The 18,352-nt window shown below is 61.2% G+C and carries 16 protein-coding genes; 4 read left to right on the forward strand and 12 right to left on the reverse strand.

The genetic code is table 11. The features are described 5' to 3' along the window. Window positions 1–26: 26 nt before the first annotated feature. Complete coding sequence (locus tag PspR76_RS14215; protein ID WP_159956203.1) at window positions 27–1,952, forward strand: hypothetical protein; 1,926 nt, start codon at window positions 27–29, stop codon at window positions 1,950–1,952. Window positions 1,953–2,182: 230 nt separating this feature from the next. Beyond that, window positions 2,183–2,677 carry a DUF2867 domain-containing protein gene (locus PspR76_RS14220; protein ID WP_159956204.1) on the forward strand — a complete coding sequence of 165 codons (495 nt, stop codon included), beginning with the start codon at window positions 2,183–2,185 and terminating at the stop codon, window positions 2,675–2,677. Here the strand turns inward: PspR76_RS14220 and PspR76_RS31475 are convergent. From PspR76_RS31475 to PspR76_RS14240, 4 genes are all read right to left on the reverse strand, one after another. After that, window positions 2,671–4,164, reverse strand: a complete 1,494-nt coding sequence (locus PspR76_RS31475; RefSeq protein ID WP_159956205.1) for a methyl-accepting chemotaxis protein — start codon at window positions 4,162–4,164, stop codon at window positions 2,671–2,673. The genes PspR76_RS14220 and PspR76_RS31475 overlap by 7 nt on opposite strands. Window positions 4,165–4,348: 184 nt before the next feature. Further along, on the reverse strand, window positions 4,349–6,508 hold the full coding sequence (locus PspR76_RS14230; RefSeq protein WP_159956206.1) for a TonB-dependent siderophore receptor: 2,160 nt from the start codon (window positions 6,506–6,508) through the stop codon (window positions 4,349–4,351). A 213-nt stretch (window positions 6,509–6,721) separates the two neighbouring features. After that, window positions 6,722–7,369: a CPBP family intramembrane glutamic endopeptidase gene (locus tag PspR76_RS14235; RefSeq protein WP_159956207.1), complete on the reverse strand. Its 648-nt coding sequence runs from the start codon at window positions 7,367–7,369 to the stop codon at window positions 6,722–6,724. A gap of 152 nt (window positions 7,370–7,521) precedes the next feature. Next, on the reverse strand, window positions 7,522–8,028 hold the full coding sequence (locus tag PspR76_RS14240; RefSeq protein ID WP_159956208.1) for an Lrp/AsnC family transcriptional regulator: 507 nt from the start codon (window positions 8,026–8,028) through the stop codon (window positions 7,522–7,524). Between the two features lie 121 nt (window positions 8,029–8,149). On the opposite strand from PspR76_RS14240, the gene PspR76_RS14245 reads away from it, so the two are divergent. Beyond that, window positions 8,150–9,184, forward strand: a complete 1,035-nt coding sequence (locus PspR76_RS14245; protein ID WP_159956209.1) for a histone deacetylase family protein — start codon at window positions 8,150–8,152, stop codon at window positions 9,182–9,184. Between the two features lie 68 nt (window positions 9,185–9,252). Continuing rightward, a complete protein-coding gene (locus PspR76_RS14250; RefSeq protein WP_159956210.1) occupies window positions 9,253–10,659 on the forward strand; it encodes an amino acid permease in 1,407 nt (468 codons plus the stop codon). Between the two features lie 18 nt (window positions 10,660–10,677). Here PspR76_RS14250 and PspR76_RS14255 read toward each other — a convergent pair whose 3' ends face one another. From PspR76_RS14255 to PspR76_RS14290, 8 genes are all read right to left on the reverse strand, one after another. After that, window positions 10,678–11,709 (reverse strand): alpha/beta fold hydrolase, encoded by a 1,032-nt coding sequence (locus PspR76_RS14255; protein ID WP_159956211.1) that lies wholly within the window; start codon window positions 11,707–11,709, stop codon window positions 10,678–10,680. 141 nt (window positions 11,710–11,850) lie between these two features. Further along, window positions 11,851–12,612, reverse strand: coding sequence for a PIG-L deacetylase family protein (locus PspR76_RS14260; protein WP_159956212.1), 762 nt, complete (start codon window positions 12,610–12,612; stop codon window positions 11,851–11,853). A gap of 176 nt (window positions 12,613–12,788) precedes the next feature. Continuing rightward, the gene (locus PspR76_RS14265; protein ID WP_159956213.1) at window positions 12,789–13,448 is read right to left on the reverse strand and encodes a glycosyltransferase; all 660 of its coding nucleotides are present in this window, start codon (window positions 13,446–13,448) and stop codon (window positions 12,789–12,791) included. After that, window positions 13,445–14,044, reverse strand: coding sequence for an SAM-dependent methyltransferase (locus PspR76_RS14270; RefSeq protein WP_159956214.1), 600 nt, complete (start codon window positions 14,042–14,044; stop codon window positions 13,445–13,447). The genes PspR76_RS14265 and PspR76_RS14270 overlap by 4 nt, the downstream gene beginning before the upstream one ends. Further along, window positions 14,041–14,799, reverse strand: a complete 759-nt coding sequence (locus PspR76_RS14275) for a PIG-L deacetylase family protein (RefSeq protein WP_159956215.1) — start codon at window positions 14,797–14,799, stop codon at window positions 14,041–14,043. The genes PspR76_RS14270 and PspR76_RS14275 overlap by 4 nt, the downstream gene beginning before the upstream one ends. Beyond that, window positions 14,796–15,794 (reverse strand): acyl-CoA dehydrogenase family protein, encoded by a 999-nt coding sequence (locus tag PspR76_RS14280; protein WP_159956216.1) that lies wholly within the window; start codon window positions 15,792–15,794, stop codon window positions 14,796–14,798. The genes PspR76_RS14275 and PspR76_RS14280 overlap by 4 nt, the downstream gene beginning before the upstream one ends. A 1-nt stretch (window position 15,795) precedes the next feature. Next, a complete protein-coding gene (glgX, locus tag PspR76_RS14285; protein ID WP_159956217.1) occupies window positions 15,796–17,952 on the reverse strand; it encodes a glycogen debranching protein GlgX in 2,157 nt (718 codons plus the stop codon). A 129-nt stretch (window positions 17,953–18,081) separates the two neighbouring features. Continuing rightward, window positions 18,082–18,351, reverse strand: a complete 270-nt coding sequence (locus PspR76_RS14290; protein WP_159956218.1) for a DUF2934 domain-containing protein — start codon at window positions 18,349–18,351, stop codon at window positions 18,082–18,084. Window position 18,352: the final 1 nt, after the last annotated feature.

Below are 18,352 nucleotides of genomic sequence, written 5' to 3' on the forward strand. Positions count from 1 at the left end.
TTTTTCTGTCGCCAAGGATGTTGACCATGACTGCTCCACCCATCTCGCAACCCATCATGACCCCGCGAACCACTAAAAATATGGATCAAGCGTGCGCTATCGTTCGCGCCCGAGGTTGGGTGCCTATTGGGCCGCGCTTCACCAATCGTCGCTGGGAGTTCGAATATCAGGATCAATGGGGTATTACGCACACCCATACGCTGACCAGACTGCGGGATCTATCGTGCAGCAGCCACATACTGCATATCGGCGAGAAGCTGTGCCGGCTGATCTTGCGCGATCTTTTTCCTGGCAATGACTGGCTGTACAACCGTCGTTATGATTGGTTGAAGGAGGCCCCGGACGGCCCTGCGTTGGAATTGGATATCTATTGCCCGACGTTGCAACTTGCCTGCGAGCATAACGGCCGCCAGCATCTCACCGACCCGCTTGTGATCGCCAGAGACAAGCATAAAGTCAAAGCCTGTCAGAGCCGCCCTCAAGGTAAAGTCATACTGCTGGTGGTCGACCAGCCTAAATACATCACCGTTCCGGCCTATTGCGATTTGATTGGCAAAGCGCTCGATGCAGCGGGCGTCAGTTACGATACTGCACGGCTGGGGGCGCTGAAGTTGCTTGATGGCTCCTCGCCTACTATCAATGCGTTTATCAAACAGTGCTATTCGGAGTTCACCGACGAAGTATTGAATTATGTCGATGTGCTCGGGGGCACGCTTCTGAAGGTCAATGGCCTGCCATGGAAGCAAGGCGGCACGCTGTCCAAGCGTAGCCAACTGCAGATCCGGTTAGCATGTGGCCACACCGACATTACCCCTGAAGCAGGGGCAATGTTAATCGCCGAGTCGTGGTGCAAAGGCTGTGCCCTCGCCGAGCACAAACGCCAGAAGTTCCAACAGCGCCTGGCAGAGCTCGAACTCAGGCGTGCGGAGTATCTCCACATCGGCGTAGATCTAAGCAACATACAGCGCACGGCGGATGGGCGCGTAAACATTGCCTGTGAGCGCTGCAATCAACAATTGCAGCACCGTAGCTGGGAGTACCTTGAAACCTTGGCAGCCGGCTGGTGCGCCTGTTGCGAACGGCAAGCTCAATGGACCAAACGCCTGAGTGACTTGGGTTGGCGGGAGCAGGCCAATAGTGGTAGCAGCGGATCGTTCGAATGTCTCGCATCGAACTGTAAGGCTCTGTTCAGTGCCACAAACAGGCAAGTCTGGGAGTTCGATAGCCGTAACGAGTGCTGTCCGATTGGGCGCACGGGGTCTGCTGCGTACACCACACCGGTAAAAATCACCCTCACACGCTTGGGCTCATTGTTAAAGGCGATCCATCCGCAGGGCTACTTGAGCAATACAGCATTGACCTTGGACGATCATTACGACTGCCAATGCGGTAATCCCGGGCACCTGTCCTTCCGATTCAAGCAGAACGCACTGACCAAAGTGGTGGCACGTAAAGTAGTCGACGAGCTCAAGCATCATGGCTTGCTCGAGCCGGCAGCGCCCAAAGACATCACCCCTGCGATGACTGCACTGGTGAGCGACAGCGGGCTGGTGTGGGATGAAAAAAGTAACTATGCGAGCAATGCACTCACATTTCTGCAGCAATGGAAAACGTCACAACTCACTGCATTATTGGAGCAGGGTACTGGAACAGTATTGGTGGGCGTCTCGCAGTACCAATATATGCATCGCAAGGATTATGGTTGCACAGCTTGCAACCCGACCGCTGTCAGGAAGAAAAAGTCACTGAGTGACTATCTACAAGCGATCCAGACAATCGACCTGGCATACAGCAATGGTCGCTCAAGCATTCGTGAGCCGAAGGTGCGATTGCCAATCGACGGGAAGACTATTGAAATTGAATGCGGTAATGCCACCCATCCATCGTTTACTCGATCGCTGAGCAATTGGAGCAGCATCGCAACGCGGTATTGCCGTCAGTGCAAGCGCTGAGGGATCCCTCAAGGGCTGACCTTTTTTTAAGGAGTTTTATCGCGCGGGATGACAGTGGGGAGGGGGCTCGGCGCTCGGCCTCAGCATAAAAAGCGCCCCAGCCAGTCATAGGTAAAGCTCATCGTGCGTAAAAAGTTGTAATTTGCGATGTAGGAAATACCTGGGCAGGATGGTGGCTGATTGTTAGCCGTCGAAATCATTTAAAAGGCATCTGACCAAGGAGAAAATGTTTGGCGACCACCCCGATTGCTCACACCCTGCGCGCACCGTCTGAACTGGATTACTACGACTGCCGCTCAACCCTGCTGCCGTCAGAAGTCACCGCGCTTGAAGCCTGGAACATCATGACCGCCAATCCGGGGCCATTCTTGCAGTTGGCGTTCCGAATTCGAGACGCGATTTCCGCTGTGTTTGGCGTAAAGCGCATCGGCGCGTTTTCCGGTACCCGCCGAGACAGCGTGAAAGTGGGCGAGCACCTGGACTTCTTTCTGGTAGAACACAGCGCCCCCGACATGCTGGTGCTGACCGAGCGCGACCGGCACCTGGATGTGATGATTTGCTTGTCGATCAGCGAGCGTGTGTTCACCATCACTTCATCGGTGGTCACCCATAACGCGTTTGGCCGCGCCTACATGGTGCCGGTCGGCCAGGTGCACAAGTTGATCGTCAACAGTGATTTGAAGCGGCTGAAACGCACGCTTGAAAGGCAACAAAAAGCCTACTGATGAAACCGCCTCCCCAACGCATCCAACCGCACCGCAATCGGCGGTAGCCGCTCACTGCTGCGCGCCAGTGTCTCCACATCATCGGCAGTGCTTTGCGCAATGCTCTGCACCGACTGCAACCGCCCGACAATCTCCAGGTTCGCCGTGGATTGCTCGCGGGTGGTCGTTACGATCCGCCCGTTCAGTTCGTCGATGTGCGCAATGTCGGCGCCCACCGCTTGCAGCATTTCCACCGCCACTTGGCTGTCTTGCACGCAACGCTCCACGCCTTGCTGGCTGTCGTGCATGGCCTCGACGGCTTGACGGCTGCCGTGTTGCAAACCTTCGATGATCTGTTTGATTTCCTGGGTGGACACTGCGGTGCGCTGCGCCAGGCTGCGCACCTCGTCGGCGACCACGGCAAAGCCTCGGCCTTGTTCGCCGGCGCGGGCGGCTTCGATGGCGGCGTTGAGGGCGAGCAGGTTGGTCTGGTTGGCGATGCTGCTGATCACTTCGAGTACCGAGCCGATTTGTTCTGCCTGCACCGCCAGGCCTTGCACGGTCTCGTTGGTGCCGTTAATGCGTGAGGCCAATTGGCTGATTTCGTGCTGGGCGCGGCCGACGCTTTCCTGGCCGCGCACGATTTGTTTGCTGGCCTGGCCTGCGTGTTCGACGGCTTGTTCAACGTGCACGGTGATGTGGCCCATGGCGTCTTCCATGCGCTGCATGGAGCCGGTCATTTGAGTGATTTCGGCCAACTGATGGCGTGCGCCTTTTTCCAGGGTGCCGCTGGCGCTGGCCAGTTCCTGGCCGAGTTGGCCAAGGCCGTGGGAGTCGCGGGCGACGCCGTCGATAAGGTGGGTGATTTGCTGCAGGAAGTGGTCGAATCGCTTGGCCAGTGACACATGCACCTTGCCTTCACCTTGGGCGGTTTCGACGGTGAGTTGGGTGGTTACGGCGAGCATTTTTTCAAGCATTTCCTGGCTTTCGACCGCTTCGCGCTGGCTGTGAATGGCGAGGTAGAGCAGGGCGACGGTCTCCATGACCACGTAGAAAGCGTGGACGAACACCATGCTCCAGCCGCCATGGTGTTCCATCACGAACACCGGAAAGCCTTGATGCTGCAACGCATGAAAGACCACGTGGTGCACGGCGATCGTTGCCGCCGCCACCAGGATCGGCAACCAGTCACGGTAGAAGGTAAGCACGGCCAGCAGCGCGAAAATACCGAAGTGTGATTCGATCACGCCTTGCGCCTGGTTGATGTGCAGGGCGGCCATCACCATCAAGCCGGCGCCCAATAGGCAGCGCATCAGGCGGGTGCCACCGATGGCGCGATAGACTGCTGTCAGCACCACGCTGGTGCCGCCGCCGACGATCACGGCCTGCAGCAGTGTGTCGTGCCAGAACGCCAGGCCTACGGAGAACAGGAACATCAGCCACACCAACGCCAGCATGATGCGGTCAGCCTTGCGGTAGTGCTCGAAAAAACGCGTGCGGGTTGGCATTCACTCTTACTCCATGTGGTCGAGCCGGAAACAGCTAAGCATGCGGCGTGCCACTTGGGCCGCCGGTGGAGTGAAGCAGGTGTTCGGTTGTTTTCAGATTCAGGGATGCCATGGTGTTATCGGCATCCCTGAGCGGGACTTTAAGAGCGGCTATCCAAATGGATAGCCGAAGGGGCGGGGCAGGTCAGAAGCTGTACTTGGCGGTGAGCATCATGTTGCGTGGGTTGCCGTAGGCATCACCGCCGTAGCTCACGTCGTTGGCGATGGTTGAGTAGTAGCGGCGGTCGAAGATGTTGTTGGCGTTGAGCTGCAGGTCCAGGTGCTGGCTGACCTCGTAGCCGGCCATCAGGTCAGTAACCGCGTAGCTACCCTGTTGCAGGCGGTAGGTGCTGCCGTCAGCCACTTTGAGGTCGTTGTACAAGCGGCTCTGCCAGGAGACGTTGCCGCCAACGCGCAGCTTTTCCAGCGGGCCTTGGAAGTTGTAGCGGGTGGTGAGCTTGAACAGGTGCTCGGGCGTGTCGGTGTCGAACTGCTTGTTGACCAGTTGCGGGTTGGCGTCATCCTTGATGGTGTGGGTGCGCGCGTAAGTGTAGCCACCGCCGACCTGCCAGTTCGGGGTCAGCGCGCCTTGCAGTTCGAGGTCGATACCCTGGCTGCGGATCTCGCCGGAGGCTTCACTGCACGCGGCCTGCGGGCAGTTCGGCACCACCACTGGCACGGCGCGGTTTTCCTGGTCGACGCGGAACAGCGCCACACTCGCGTTCAGCGCGCCGCCGAGGTATTCGCCCTTGATGCCCACCTCGTAGTTTTTGCCGACAATCGGCTTGAGCGGGTTGCCGGACGTGTCCTTGTCCCTTTGCGGCGTAAAGATATCGCTGTAGCTGAGGTACACCGAGTGATGGTCGTCCAGCTCGTAGATCAAGCCGGCGTAGCGGGTGAGGTTACGGGTGACATGAAAGTCGCCGTCGCCATCGCGGTTGTCGTAGTCGTACCAGTCCAGGCGCCCGCCGAGGATCAGCTTCAGCGGGTCGGCCAGGCTCAGGCGCGTGGTCACGTAGACGCCTTCCTGGGTGGTGACTTCGCGCTGGTTGTTGGTGTGGACGAAATCCGGTTTGCCCGCAGACAGCGGCCAGTTCATGTCGTACGGGCTGTAGTTGTGGGTGGTCATGTCGTAGATGCGCTTGCTGGCGCCCACCACCAGTTCGTGGGTACGCCCGAACGCCTGGAACGGGCCGCTGGCGAACGCGTCGATGCCGGCCTGATTTTCATCGTAGGCGGCCTGGTAAACCGTGCGCGCCGGTGTGTTGTTGACCCAGCGCGACTGGTAGGAACCGGAGAACAGCGCGTCCTGTGCGGCGTAGTTGGCGTTGACCTGCAGGCTCCAGTCGTTGGCCAGGCGCTGGCGCAGTTCGGCGAATACGGTGTTGATCTCCTGGTCCTTGTTCTCCCAACGGGTGCCGGGGTTGTAGGAACGCGGCAGGTCGAGGTGATGGCCATCCTGGCCGACCATCGAAGAGCCCCAGAAGTAATTGGTCTTGTCCTTCTGGTTGGAAAAGCCGAGGGTCAGGGTGGTGTCTTCGCTCAGGTCGGCTTCGGTGACGGCGTAGAACAGGCCGTGGTCTTCCTCGACCTTGTCGATGAAGCTGTTGGCGTCACGGTAAGAGGTGACGACCCGGCCGCGCCACGTGCCACTGTCGTTGAGTGGGCTGGAGGCGTCCAGTTCGCCACGGTAGTCGTCCCAACTGCCGGCGGCGCCGGTGAGGGTGACTTTCTGCTCGTCCAGTGGCCGCTTGCGGATCAGGTTGATGGCGGCCGACGGGTTGCCTGCGCCGGTGACCAGGCCGGTGGCGCCGCGCACGATCTCGACGCGGTCGAACATTGCCAGGTTTGGCTGGGCGCCTACGTCAACGCCGTTGTAGCCGGTCGGGATGCCGTCATACATCAGGTTGTCGATGTCGAAACCGCGCGCCTTGTAGGACTGCCGCCCAGGGCCGTTGGAGTAGTTGAGGAACAATCCGGGCGTGGCCCTGACCACGTCGTTGATGCTGGTCATCGCCTGGTCGTCCATGCGCTGGCGGGTGATGACGGTGACGGCCTGCGGGGTCTCACGCAAGGTCAGCGGCAGCTTGGTGGCGGTGGCCATTGAGCCGGTGGTGTAGGACTGGCTGCCTTCGGTGGTGGCGCCGAGTGGTTGCTCGGTGTTGATTTGCGTCGCGCCCAGTTCCACCACGGCTGACAGTTGTTCCGCATCGGCGGCGAAGGCCGCTTGTGAGCTGGCGATACAGACCGCCATCGCGATTAAATTAGGTGAAAAACGCTTGCCGATTGGTTGTTGCACAGACATCGAACAGACTCTCCCCGAAGCGCCGTCCCTGGCGAATAATAATGATGATAAGAATTATTCGCATCAGTTTGTCAGATTGAGGTCGTAGGAAAAAGCCTTGGGGGAGAATTAGTTAACGAATTTTTCACATTTCGGCGGGGGCGTTTTACCGCTTCACAGCGGGGAGCGGGCGTGAACACCCAGTGTTACGCCCGCTCCGAAGAATGCCTGGGATCAGCCGTAAAGCCCGGCCCACGTCCAGGTCCAGTCGAAGCCCGACCCGACCACTTCCGCCAGCATGTGCAGCAAGATAGGCACCAGCAAGCCGCCGCTGGCAATCCTCGCCCAGGCAAACAGGCAACCCACCACGAAGATCATCACCAACGTGTTCCAGCTGCCGTATTGGGTATGCACGCTGGCGAACAGCGCGGACGTGACAATCACCGCCGTCCACTTCCAGGCCACACTACGTTCGTAGGGAAACAGGCGCAGCAGGTAGTGCCGCATCATCAGTTCTTCGGCGATCGGTGGCAGGATAATCAGCGACGCCAATTTGATCAGGGTTTGCCACTGGGTCAGGCCGCTGTACAGCTCAGCCATGAACGCTTCACGCGGTAACCCCAGTGCGGTGACCAGCAACCCGAACAGGGCATACGCGGCGATCAGGGCAATTACGCCCAGGCGCAAAGTCTTACGGATGTGGTGGCCGTAAAACCTAGCGGCCAGGTTATGCCGGTGTTGCACCACGAACAGACCGCACAACAGCAACCCGATGGCGCCATGGCTGATCACGAACATCAAGTAGCTTTGCATCGCCGGTGGCACCAGCAACAGGCCGGGAACGGGCGCCAGCAGCATAATCAACGCCGCGAGGACGAACATCCCGAGGCGTCTGAAGAAGCGGAATTTCGAAGGCGAGGCGGGTGGTAGGGTGGATTCCGAGGGGGCAAAGACGTGCGTCACAGTCGCTCCATGAGTGTGGGGAAAAAGGCATTTTGCCACTAACCAAGGTAATTAACGTCCAAAGCCTTCGGTTATTTACGCTGACCGCTTTCCTGCCCAGGAATCGCCACCCGACTCGTCGCCTTCACCTCACGCAGCGCCAGGCTCGATTGGATCGACGCAATCCCCAACTGACGGCGCAACACGCTCTCGACAAACTCACTGTAACTGTCCAGGTCTTGCGCCAGCACCTGCAGCAGATAGTCCGCATCGCCGGTGATTTTGTGACAGGCCAGCACCTGGGGCAGTTGCTTGACCACCGCCTCGAACGCGTCCGGCGCGTGGTCGGTGTGGATGGCAAAGCGAACATGCACGAAGGCCATGATGTCCAGCCCAAGCAGCTTGCGATCCAGGTTGGCCTGGTAGTCCTTGATCACGCCTTCTTCTTCCAGGCGTTTACGTCGACGCCAGCACGGCGTCAGGCTCAGGGAGAGGCGCTCGCTCAGTTGGGCGTTGGAAATACTTGCGTCTTCCTGCAGCAACGCGAGGATGGCGAGATCAGTGTCGTCAAGCGCGACCTGTTTGGTTTTATTTTTCATAATGTGCTGCCGCAAGGGTAAATATTCCCGATAAACCTAACAGTGCGCGAACTAAAAGCAAAGAAAGCCCAGCCTCGACCGAACAAAATAGAGCCTGTCTTTTACTCGGGGATGTTGAGAAATGTTGACTGTTTTTAGTGATGCCCACCGTTTGCACCATGGCACCGAATTGAAAGACGGTGTGCTTAAGCCCTCATTCGAACAACCCAGCCGTGCCGACACCGTGCGCGACCGCGTCCGGCAGGTCGGGCTGGGCGATATCATCGTGCCGCGCACCTTCGACCGGGCGTGTTACGTCAATGCCCACAGCGAACGCTACGTGTCCTTCCTCGAAACCGCCTGGGCGCAATGGACCGCGATTGGCCGCAGCCATGACGCACTGCCGCTGGTGTGGCCGGTGCGCGACCTGGCCAACCAACAGGTGCCGGATTTCATCGACGGCAAGCTGGGTTTCTTCGCCATGGACGCCGGCTCGCCGATCACCCGCACCACCTGGGACGCGGTGAAGACCAGCGCCGACATCGCGCTCACCGGCCTGGCCCTGATCGATGAAGGCCATCACAGCGCCTTTGCCCTGTGCCGGCCACCTGGGCACCATGCCGCCCGCGAATACATGGGCGGTTATTGCTACCTCAACAACGCGGCGATTGCGGCGCAACAGGCGATTACCCAAGGCGCCCGGCGTGTGGCGGTGCTGGACGTGGATTTCCACCATGGCAACGGCACCCAGAATATTTTCTATGACCGCGCCGACGTCATGTTCATCTCCCTGCATGGCGAACCGGCGGTGTCCTACCCGTATTTTTCCGGCTTCAGCAGCGAGCGCGGCGCGGGTGCCGGGGAGGGCTTCAACCTGAATTACCCGCTGCCGAAAAACACCGCCTGGGCCGATTACACCATCGCGCTGCACGACGCCTGCCGGCAACTAGGCCACTTCGCCCCCGAGGTGCTGGTGATTTCCCTCGGCGTCGACACCTTCAAGGATGACCCCATTAGCCACTTCCTCCTCGACAGCCAGGACTTCATCGGCATGGGCGAAATCATCGCCAGCGTCGGCGTGCCCACGCTGTTTGTGATGGAAGGCGGCTACATGGTCGATGAGATCGGCATCAATGCCGTCAACGTGCTGCACGGTTTCGAAAGCAAGACCGCCTGAACCCAAGAACAAAAAACTGCTGATTCTTTTTTCTGCCAAAACTCAAAAACATAACAAGAGGTTTTGTGATGAAAACAACCACGCCCGGGCTGACAGAAAAGCCTGCGTTGCAACGCACCCTGAGTAACCGCCACATCCAGTTGATGGCCATGGGCGGCGCGATCGGCACCGGCCTGTTCATGGGCTCGGGCAAGATCATCGCGCTGTCGGGCACCTCGATCATCCTGATCTACATGATCATCGGGCTCTTCGTGTACTTCGTGATGCGCGCCATGGGCGAGCTGCTGTTATCCAACCTGAACTTCAAAAGCTTCGCCGACTTTGCCGGTGCCTACCTGGGGCCGCGCGCGGCGTTTTTTCTCGGCTGGTCGTACTGGCTGAGCTGGAGCGTGGCAGTGGTGGGCGATGCGGTGGTGGTGGGCGGGTTTTTCCAGTACTGGTTTCCCGGTGTGCCGGCGTGGATGCCGGCCGGGGGCATGTTGCTCACGCTGTTCGCGTTGAACGTGCTCACGGTCAGGCTGTTCGGCGAGGTGGAGTTCTGGTTTGCGATCATCAAGATCATCGCCGTGGTGACGCTGATCAGCGTTAGCCTGGTGCTGATTGCCAGTGCGTTTGTGTCGCCCACCGGCGTCACCGCCTCGTTGAGTCACTTGCTGGATCAACAGGCGGCGTTCCCGAATGGTCTGTTCGGCTTTTTCGCCGGCTTCCAGATGGCGATTTTCTCCTTCGCCGGCACCGAGCTGATCGGCACGGCCGCCGCTGAAACCCGCGCGCCGGAGAAGACTTTGCCCAAGGCGATCAACTCGATCCCGCTGCGCATCATCCTGTTCTACGTGCTGGCCCTGGCGTGCATCATCGCGGTGACGTCGTGGCAGCAAGTGTCGCCGAGCAAAAGCCCGTTTGTGGAGCTGTTCCTGGTGGCGGGCTTTCCCGCGGCGGCGGGCATTGTGAATTTCGTGGTGCTGACCTCGGCGGCTTCATCGGCCAACAGCGGGGTGTTTTCTGCCAGCCGCATGCTCTTCGGTTTGGCCGACCTGGGCGACGCGCCGGGCATTTTTCGGCGGCTGTCCACCCACAGCGTGCCGTTTTTCAGCCTGGCGTTCACCACGTTGTTGATGCTGCTGGGCCTGGTGTTGTTGTTTGTGGTGCCGGAGGTGATGACGGCCTTCACCATCGTGTCGACGGTGTCGGCGATCCTGGTGATTTTTACCTGGTCGACTATCCTCGCGTCCTACATTGCCTACCGCAAAAAACGCCCGGACTTGCACGCTCAATCGATCTACAAAATGCCCGGCGGTGTGCCGATGGCGTGGTTTACCCTGGCGTTTCTCGGCTTTGTGCTGTGCCTGCTCGCCTTGCGACCGGACACGCGATTGGCGCTGTGTGTGATGCCCGCCTGGTTTATCTGGCTGGGGATTGCCTATCAGTTGTCGCACGTGCGTAAACGTTTCACTGCGCAGGCCGCCATGAAGTGAAGAGGGGAGCGAAAAACCTTACAGGTGATCCACATCGACGATGGCCTGGGCAAACGCTGCCGGCGCTTCCTGCGGCAGGTTGTGGCCAATGCCGCCGCTGATCAGGCGGAACGCATACTTACCCGTGAAGCGCTTGGCGTAGTCCTCGGGTTGCGGGTGCGGGGCGCCGTTGGCGTCGCCTTCCAGGGTGATGGTGGGAACGCCAATGCTCGGTGACTGAGCGAGCTGTTGTTCCAGCGCGTCGTAGTGGGCTTCGCCCTGCACCAGGCCCAGGCGCCAGCGATAGTTAAAGACCGTAATGGCGACGTGGTCGGGGTTGTCCAGGCCTTTGGCGCTACGCTCGAAGGTGGAATCGTCAAAGGCCCATTTCGGCGAGGCGGTCTGCCAGATCAGCTTGGCAAAATCGCGGGTGTTTTTCTGGTAACCGGCAGCGCCGCGCTCGGTGGCAAAGTAGAACTGATACCACCACTGCAATTCGGCCTTGGGCGGCAGAGGGTTGTGGCCCGCAGCTTGATTGCCGATCAGGTAGCCACTCACAGACACCAGCGCCTTGACCCGCTCGGGCCACAGCGCCGAGACGATATCCGCCGAGCGCGCGCCCCAGTCGTAGCCGCCCAGCACGGCTTGCTTGATCTTCAGCGCGTCCATGAAGTCGATCACGTCCTGCGCCAATGCCGCAGGCTCGCCGTTGCGCAGGGTTTTATCCGACAGAAAACGCGTGTCGCCGTAGCCTCGGGCGTAGGGGATCAGCACGCGATAACCCTTGGCCGCCAGCAGCGGGGCGACGTTGGCATAACTGTCAATGTCGTAGGGCCAGCCGTGCAGCAGGATCACCACTTGGCCATTCGCCGGGCCGACCTCGGCATAGGCCACATCGAGCACGCCGGCCTTGATGTGTTTAAGCGCGCCAAACGCGGTTTGGCTATGGCTGACGGGCGATGGCGGCTCGGGCATCTCGGCGTGGGCCAGGCCCACGGCGCCGAACTGCAACAGTGCAAATGCCAGGAACAGCGGGCGGAGTTTGGAGCGGTGAGTCAACTGAGCGTGCATGGCGAGCCTCCTGCGGCGGGTGTGTGCCTGGCGCTCAGTTGACCGCTGTGCTGTATCGGGCATGTTTCAGGAAGTGCCCCGGGTTAAACGCTGTGTATCCTCGGCTGCGCGGTACACACTGTGATACATACGCCTCGCGCCCTAGGCGAACACGATCTCATAGGGCTCGCGCATCCGCTCCAGCAGCTCCTGGGCGAGCATTGGTGCCAGGCCGATTGACGGGTCGCCGACCAACTGGCTTGCATACGCATGGGCGGCGTGGAGCTTGCGCGCAACGCACCAAGTGTCTAGGCGCACCTTGTGCGCACGCTGCCACGGGATCACCGCACCTTCGCGCACCGGCCAATGCCAGGCCCAAATGGGCAATTCATACAGGCGCGCGCCAATCAGGCTACAGGCCTTGGCGCTGGCACGGCCGACGGCGTCGTGGTCGTCATTGCCGTCGTTGCGCCAGGTGGTGAACACCACATCGCCGGGTTGCAGGTAGCGTGCGATAAATTGGCTCATCGGCTGCTCGCGGGCCGCCAGGGCGTCGTCGCAAAACCCACCACGAATCCACTTCAAACTGTGCAATGGCATGCCCAGGCGACGCAGCGCTTCGGCACTTTCCTGGGGGCGAATCACACTTAAGCGGCTCGCCGGCCAGGCGTTGGAGCCGGGGTGGCTGGCACTGCCATCGGTGATTGAAATCAGCAGCAGTGGGTGTTCGCGGGTGCTGAGCAGTTGCAGCAACCCGCCGCAGGCCAACACCTCGTCGCCGGGGTGCGGGGCGATCACCACCACACGCGCGCCGGGCGGCACGAGGGTTGATGGTGCGACGATGGGGATTTGCGCCAACTGCGGGGCGCTGTTCCAGATTTGCGCGGGGCCGCGGCGGCCCTCGCCTAAGGAGGCAGGCTTCATGGGTGTCACATCCTTGTCAAATGGTGCTGGGTCGTACCCCGTTGACGGGACGACGCTCTTTTAGTCAGCGCAGACTCCGCTGCGCGGGTGCGACACTCCAACCCTGGAGTGCCAGCGAGGCAATGTCAGCATAGTCAAGGATTGGTCGCTTTTACATCTTGTAATGTCGATTTTTTTCAGGAGGCCTGCATCAGGCTTTTCAGGTAGTCGCCAAACCCGCCTTGGGCACGGCAATCCAGGCGAGCACTGGTGATGACCTGCGGGGTGTGGCTCCAGGCGATAGAGGCGCCGCAGCGTTCCAGGTTACGCACCAGTTGCACATCTTCGTGGCACGCCAGCGGCTCAAAACCACCGGCTTGCACATAGGCGCCGGCACTCACGCCCAGGTTGGCGCCGTGCACATGCCGATGGCCTTCGCGTGCCTCATACGCCTGGTTGTAGCGAATTTGCGCGGCCGGGTCGAAATCTTCGCTCCAGGCATCGACGGTGACCGTGCCGCACACCGCGTCCGCACCCAGCGCCAATTGCGCCACCAGCCAGTCGGGCGCTACGCGGCTGTCGGCGTCGGTGCAGGAGATCCAGCGCGCGCCCAGATTCAGCAGATGGCGCGCGCCCACCCCGCGCACATGGCCCACATTGCGGGCCTGTACGTGCAGGCTCTGCACCGGATAGGCCTGGGCGATGGCGGCACTGCCGTCGTCGCAGCTGTCGAGTACCGCGAGAATCTCTACCGCTTCGCCCTGCAGTCCGGGATGGTTCGCAGCAATCAGGGCGGCGTTCAGGCACTCGGCCAACAGGGCTTCTTCGTTATGCACCGGGATCAGAATGCCGATCATCGCAAGCCCTCGTGGGACGCGACCGAGGTGCCGTCGCGGCTCCACAGATCGAGTAGGAAATCGCTCTCGTGATGCTGCGCAACAGGCGGCATGCCCAGGCGTTGTTGCAGCAATGCGTGCACCTGTTCGGCGGTTTGCGGGCAGCCGTCGATGGCCGGGCGCCAGTGGCAGGCCAGCAGTTGGCCGTTGTCGGTCAACGAGGCGAGGGCGCGATCGATCAAACGGTGCAAATCTTCGGCATCGAGGTAGTAGCACAGCTCGCTCAACACGATCAGTTCGAACGGCTCCGTCGGCCATTGTTCGGGCAAGCGGCTTTGGTGCACCTGCGCATGGGCAAACCCCAGCAAGCGGTTTTTCGCCAGCGCCACGGCAGCGGCAGCCGTGTCACAACACACCAGGCGCTCACAGCGCGGCGCCAGTTCTGCGCTCAGCTCGCCATTGGCGCAGCCGGGTTCGAATATCGAGGTGTAGCGTGGTCGGGTCAGCAGCGCCAAGGTCAGGGCGCGCTTGCGCCGTTCGTACCAGCGTTGGCGAAATGCCCACGGGTCGTCATTACCGGCGAACAGTTGATCGAAATAGGGTGTGGCAACGCTCATACAAACACCACTTCAAAAGGTTGCAGCAGGCGCTCCACCACGTAGGGCGCGAGCACCGGTGGCAGGCCGATCTGCGGGTCGCCTTCCAGCTGGCTGGCGAAGGCGTGAATGGCGTGGCGTTTGCGCGCGACCGCCTCGGGTGTCAGCAGGATTTTGCGCGCGCGATGCCACGGCACCTGGCTGTCTTCGGGGGTTGCCCAGTGCCAGGTCCACACGGGCAGTTCGTAGAGTGTGGCGCCCACCGCCTGGGCGGCCTTGGCACTGGCGCGGCCGACGGCTTCATGGTCGCAATGCCCGTCTTCGCGCCAGGTGGTGAACACCACATCGGTGGGCTTGAGGTAGCGTTGTATAAAGGCGCACAAGTGCTCTTCACCGGCCGCCACCTGGCTGTCGGCAAAACCTGCGCGCAGCCATTTCAGGCTGTGCAGCGGCAAGCCCAGACGGTGCAGAGCCTGGGCCGACTCTTGCGGGCGCACCACGCTCAAGCGTTCCACCGGCCAACGCCGGGAGCCTGGATGACTGGCGCTGCCGTCGGTCACGGAAATCAGCTGAATCGGCCGCCCGAGCGAGGCCAGGCCTTGCAACAGGCCGCCACAGCCGAGCACTTCATCGTCCGGGTGCGGGGCGATGACCACCGCGCGGTGACCTTCGGGCACCAGTTGCTCGACGCTGATCTGCGGCAGCTCAGCCATATGGGACGACGCTTGCCACTGATGCAGCGGCGTGCCCTGGCCGACAATCGGATTAGCCTTCATAGATGCCACCTCCGTGTGGAATCGCCGACGACCAATTCACCCAAGGCCGCCAGGTCACGTTCGGCGTGACTTTGCCGCACGTACACCGGCAAATCCGCCATCAACTGCGCGAAGTGCGGGTCTTTGCAATAAGGCCCGGCGCCGACCGCGCGGCCGACATGCTGAATGACTTGCTCGACGGTATCCTCAATGCAGGCGCGCGCCTGCTGAGCCAGCAGGCGCGCATCGGCCCGCGGTTCGCGGTCGATCTGTTCGGCACTGTCACGCAGTACGCACGCGGCGCTGTTCAGCACACTGTCCACCGCGCCCAGGTGGGCGAGGGCGTGAGGTTCAGGGCGTTTGGTGCATTGCTCGCGCAACACTTCGGCCAGGCGTTGCGCGCCGCCATACCAACACGCCGCGATGCCGACGCCGCCGTGCCAAAAACCGGGCCGGGAGAGGTAATCCCCCGGCCCGCCGACCGCGATGCCCTTGGCCTCTTCAAACACAATTTCGACGCTGCCCGTGGCCGCCATGCCCACGGCGTTCCAGCCTTCATTGGTGACGGTGATGCCGGGCTGGTCCATGTCCACGGCAACCAATTGCTGGCGGTCCTCTTCGTCCCAGGCGGTCAACAACCCATGGCTGACCACGGCCGCCCCGGAACACCAGGCCTTGCGCCCCTCGACGAGCAACCGATGGCCGTCGCGACGCACACGTACCTTGGCCGTTGGCGGCTCGGCAGCCCACATGCCCCAAATGCTGCCCAGTGGCGGCAAGGGGCTGTCGAGTTCGGCGATGATCGCCAAGGCATCGGTATGGCCTTCGAACAGCTTGCACAGGCGCAAGTCATGCCCCGCCACTTGGGCGAGGCCGCTGAAGCGCGCCAAGGTCTCGCCGCTGCCGGGCAATGGCAGTTGGTCCAGGCCTTCTTGCTGAAGCGCCTTCAGTGCATTACCCAAGGCCTGCGTGTCCGCATAGCTCCGGTAGCCTTGAAGGAATCCATGCAGGGCCATCTCACACCTCGTCGTGCTGCAGTTCAAACAGTAACAACGAGCGGCCGGTCACGGCGTACTCGTGCTCGAAATCAAAGCGTTCCTGGCCACGCACCGCAGGGTCATTGGTGTCGAGCATACAGGTCCAGAATTCACCCTCCGGCACCGGCGGCAGGCGGAAGTTGACCATGTCGTGGTGGGCGTTGACCACCAGCAGCAGGGTGGCATCGCCACCTGGCCGACGAATCCCGGTTTCCTGGGCGCGCCCGTCCATCAGCATGCCCAGGCAGCGGCCCTGGCTGTCCTGCCACTGCTCAATGCTCATCTCGCTGCCGTCCGGCGCCAGCCAAGTCACATCCTTCACGCCGATGTCTTCATTGTAATCGCCGACCAGGAAGCGCCCACGGCGCAGGATCGGGTACGCCAGGCGCAGCTTGATCAGGCGTTTCACAAACTTGAGCAGCGCTTTGCCGTCGTCGTCCAGGTCCCAGTTGACCCAGCCGATTTCACTGTCCTGGCAATAGGCATTGTTGTTGCCATGCTGGGTTCGCGCGAATTCGTCACCGGCCACCAACATAGGCGTGCCTTGGGCGAGCAGCAAGGTGGCGAAGAAGTTGCGCATCTGGCGCAGGCGCAGCGCGTTGATTTCCGGGTCGTCGGTGGGGCCTTCGACGCCATGGTTCCAGGACAGGTTGTTGTTGCTGCCGTCCTGGTTGTTCTCGTCGTTGGCTTCGTTGTGCTTGTCGTTGTACGACACCAGGTCGTGCAACGTGAACCCGTCGTGGGCGGTGATGAAGTTCACCGAGCTGTAGGGGCGTCGACCGCGCTGGTTGAACATCTCGCCCGAAGCGGTCATGCGTGCGGCGAAATCGGCCAGCTGGCCGTCGTCGCCTTTCCAGAACGCGCGCACGGTGTCGCGGAAACGGTCGTTCCACTCGACCCAGCCGGGCGGGAATTTACCCACTTGATAGCCGCCGGGGCCGCAGTCCCAGGGTTCGGCGATCATTTTCAGCTGGCGCAGCACCGGGTCCTGGCGGCAGGCCACGAGGAAGCTGTGGCGCTCGTCGAAACCATCGCGGTAACGGCCCAGAATGGTTGCCAGGTCAAAGCGGAAACCGTCCACGTGCATCTCGGTGGCCCAGTAGCGCAGGGAGTCGGTGACCATTTGCAGCACGCACGGGTGGCTCAGGTCCAGGGTGTTACCGGTGCCGGAGTCGTTGATGTAGAAACGCTTGTCGTCGGGCATCAAGCGGTAGTACGAGGCGTTGTCGATACCGCGCATGGACAGGGTCGGGCCGCGCTCGTTGCCTTCGGCGGTGTGGTTGTAGACCACGTCGAGGATCACTTCCAGCTTGGCTTCGTGCAGGTGCGCGACCATTTCCTTGAACTCGGCGATCTTGCCGCTGGCCAGGTAACGCGGGTCCGGGGCAAAAAAGGCGATGCTGTTATAGCCCCAATAGTTGGTCATGCCTTTTTGCAGCAGGTGCTGGTCGTTGACGAAGGCATGCACCGGCAGCAGTTCGACCGACGACACGCCCAGTTGGCGAATGTGCTTGAGCACATCGTCTTCCATCAACCCGGCGCAGGTGCCGCGCACCGACTCGCCCACCGAAGGGTGGCGCATGCTGATGCCGCGCAAGTGGGTTTCGTAGATGATCGTACGGTCCCACGGCACGCGCACCGGTTGGTCGTTGCCCCAGGTGTGCGCGGGGTCGATGACCTTGCACTTGGGCACGAAGGGCGCGCTGTCGCGCTCGTCGAAACTGAGGTCGTCATCCGGGTGGCCGATGGTGTAGCCGAACAGCGCCTCGGACCATTTGAGTTCGCCCACCAGCTGTTTGGCATAGGGGTCGATCAGCAATTTGTTGTGGTTGAAACGGTGGCCGTTGGCCGGGTCATACGCACCGTAAACGCGGTAGCCGTAAATCAGCCCAGGGTGGGCGTCGGGCAGGTAACCGTGGAAGGTTTCATCGGTGTATTCGGGCAGTTCGATGCGCTCCAGCTCGATTTCGCCGGTGTCATCGAACAGGCACAGTTCGACCTTTGTGGCGTTGGCCGAGAACAGCGCGAAGTTGACGCCCAGGCCGTCCCAGGTGGCGCCGAGGGGGAAGGGCAAACCTTCACGAATCCGCGACGGCTCGTTTTCCGACGTCGGTTGGGTTTTATCGGGCTTGCTCATTGAGTTGCTCCTGCAAAGGTCTTTTTTCGGGCCGAGCGCGACCGTGCCGACGATCGTTCAGCTGACGCTTGAAAAGTGAAGTGACCGCCTGACGACAGTGTCGGCAGGCGGCCCGTGAGGTCGAAAGCGTTAAGGCTTGGGTTTTTTCGGCGCTGCCGGTTTTTTCGCTGCCGGTGGTGCCGGCTTGCTCGCGGCGGGCGCCGGGGGCTTGGCTTTTGGCGCAGGCTTGGGCGCGGTCTTGGGTTTGGCAGCTGGCTTGGGCTTGCTCGGTGTCAGCGCTTCCGCTTCGGCCAGCTTGCGTGCCATCTCCCAGTGGCGCGCGTCCTCCCCGTGGGGTTTACCTTCGGACTCCCAGATCTGATGCGCCAACTCGCGAATGCGTTTGTCTTCAGTACTCATC

Source organism: Pseudomonas sp. R76 (assembly GCF_009834565.1).
In the GTDB taxonomy this organism is placed as follows: Bacteria; Pseudomonadota; Gammaproteobacteria; order Pseudomonadales; family Pseudomonadaceae; genus Aquipseudomonas.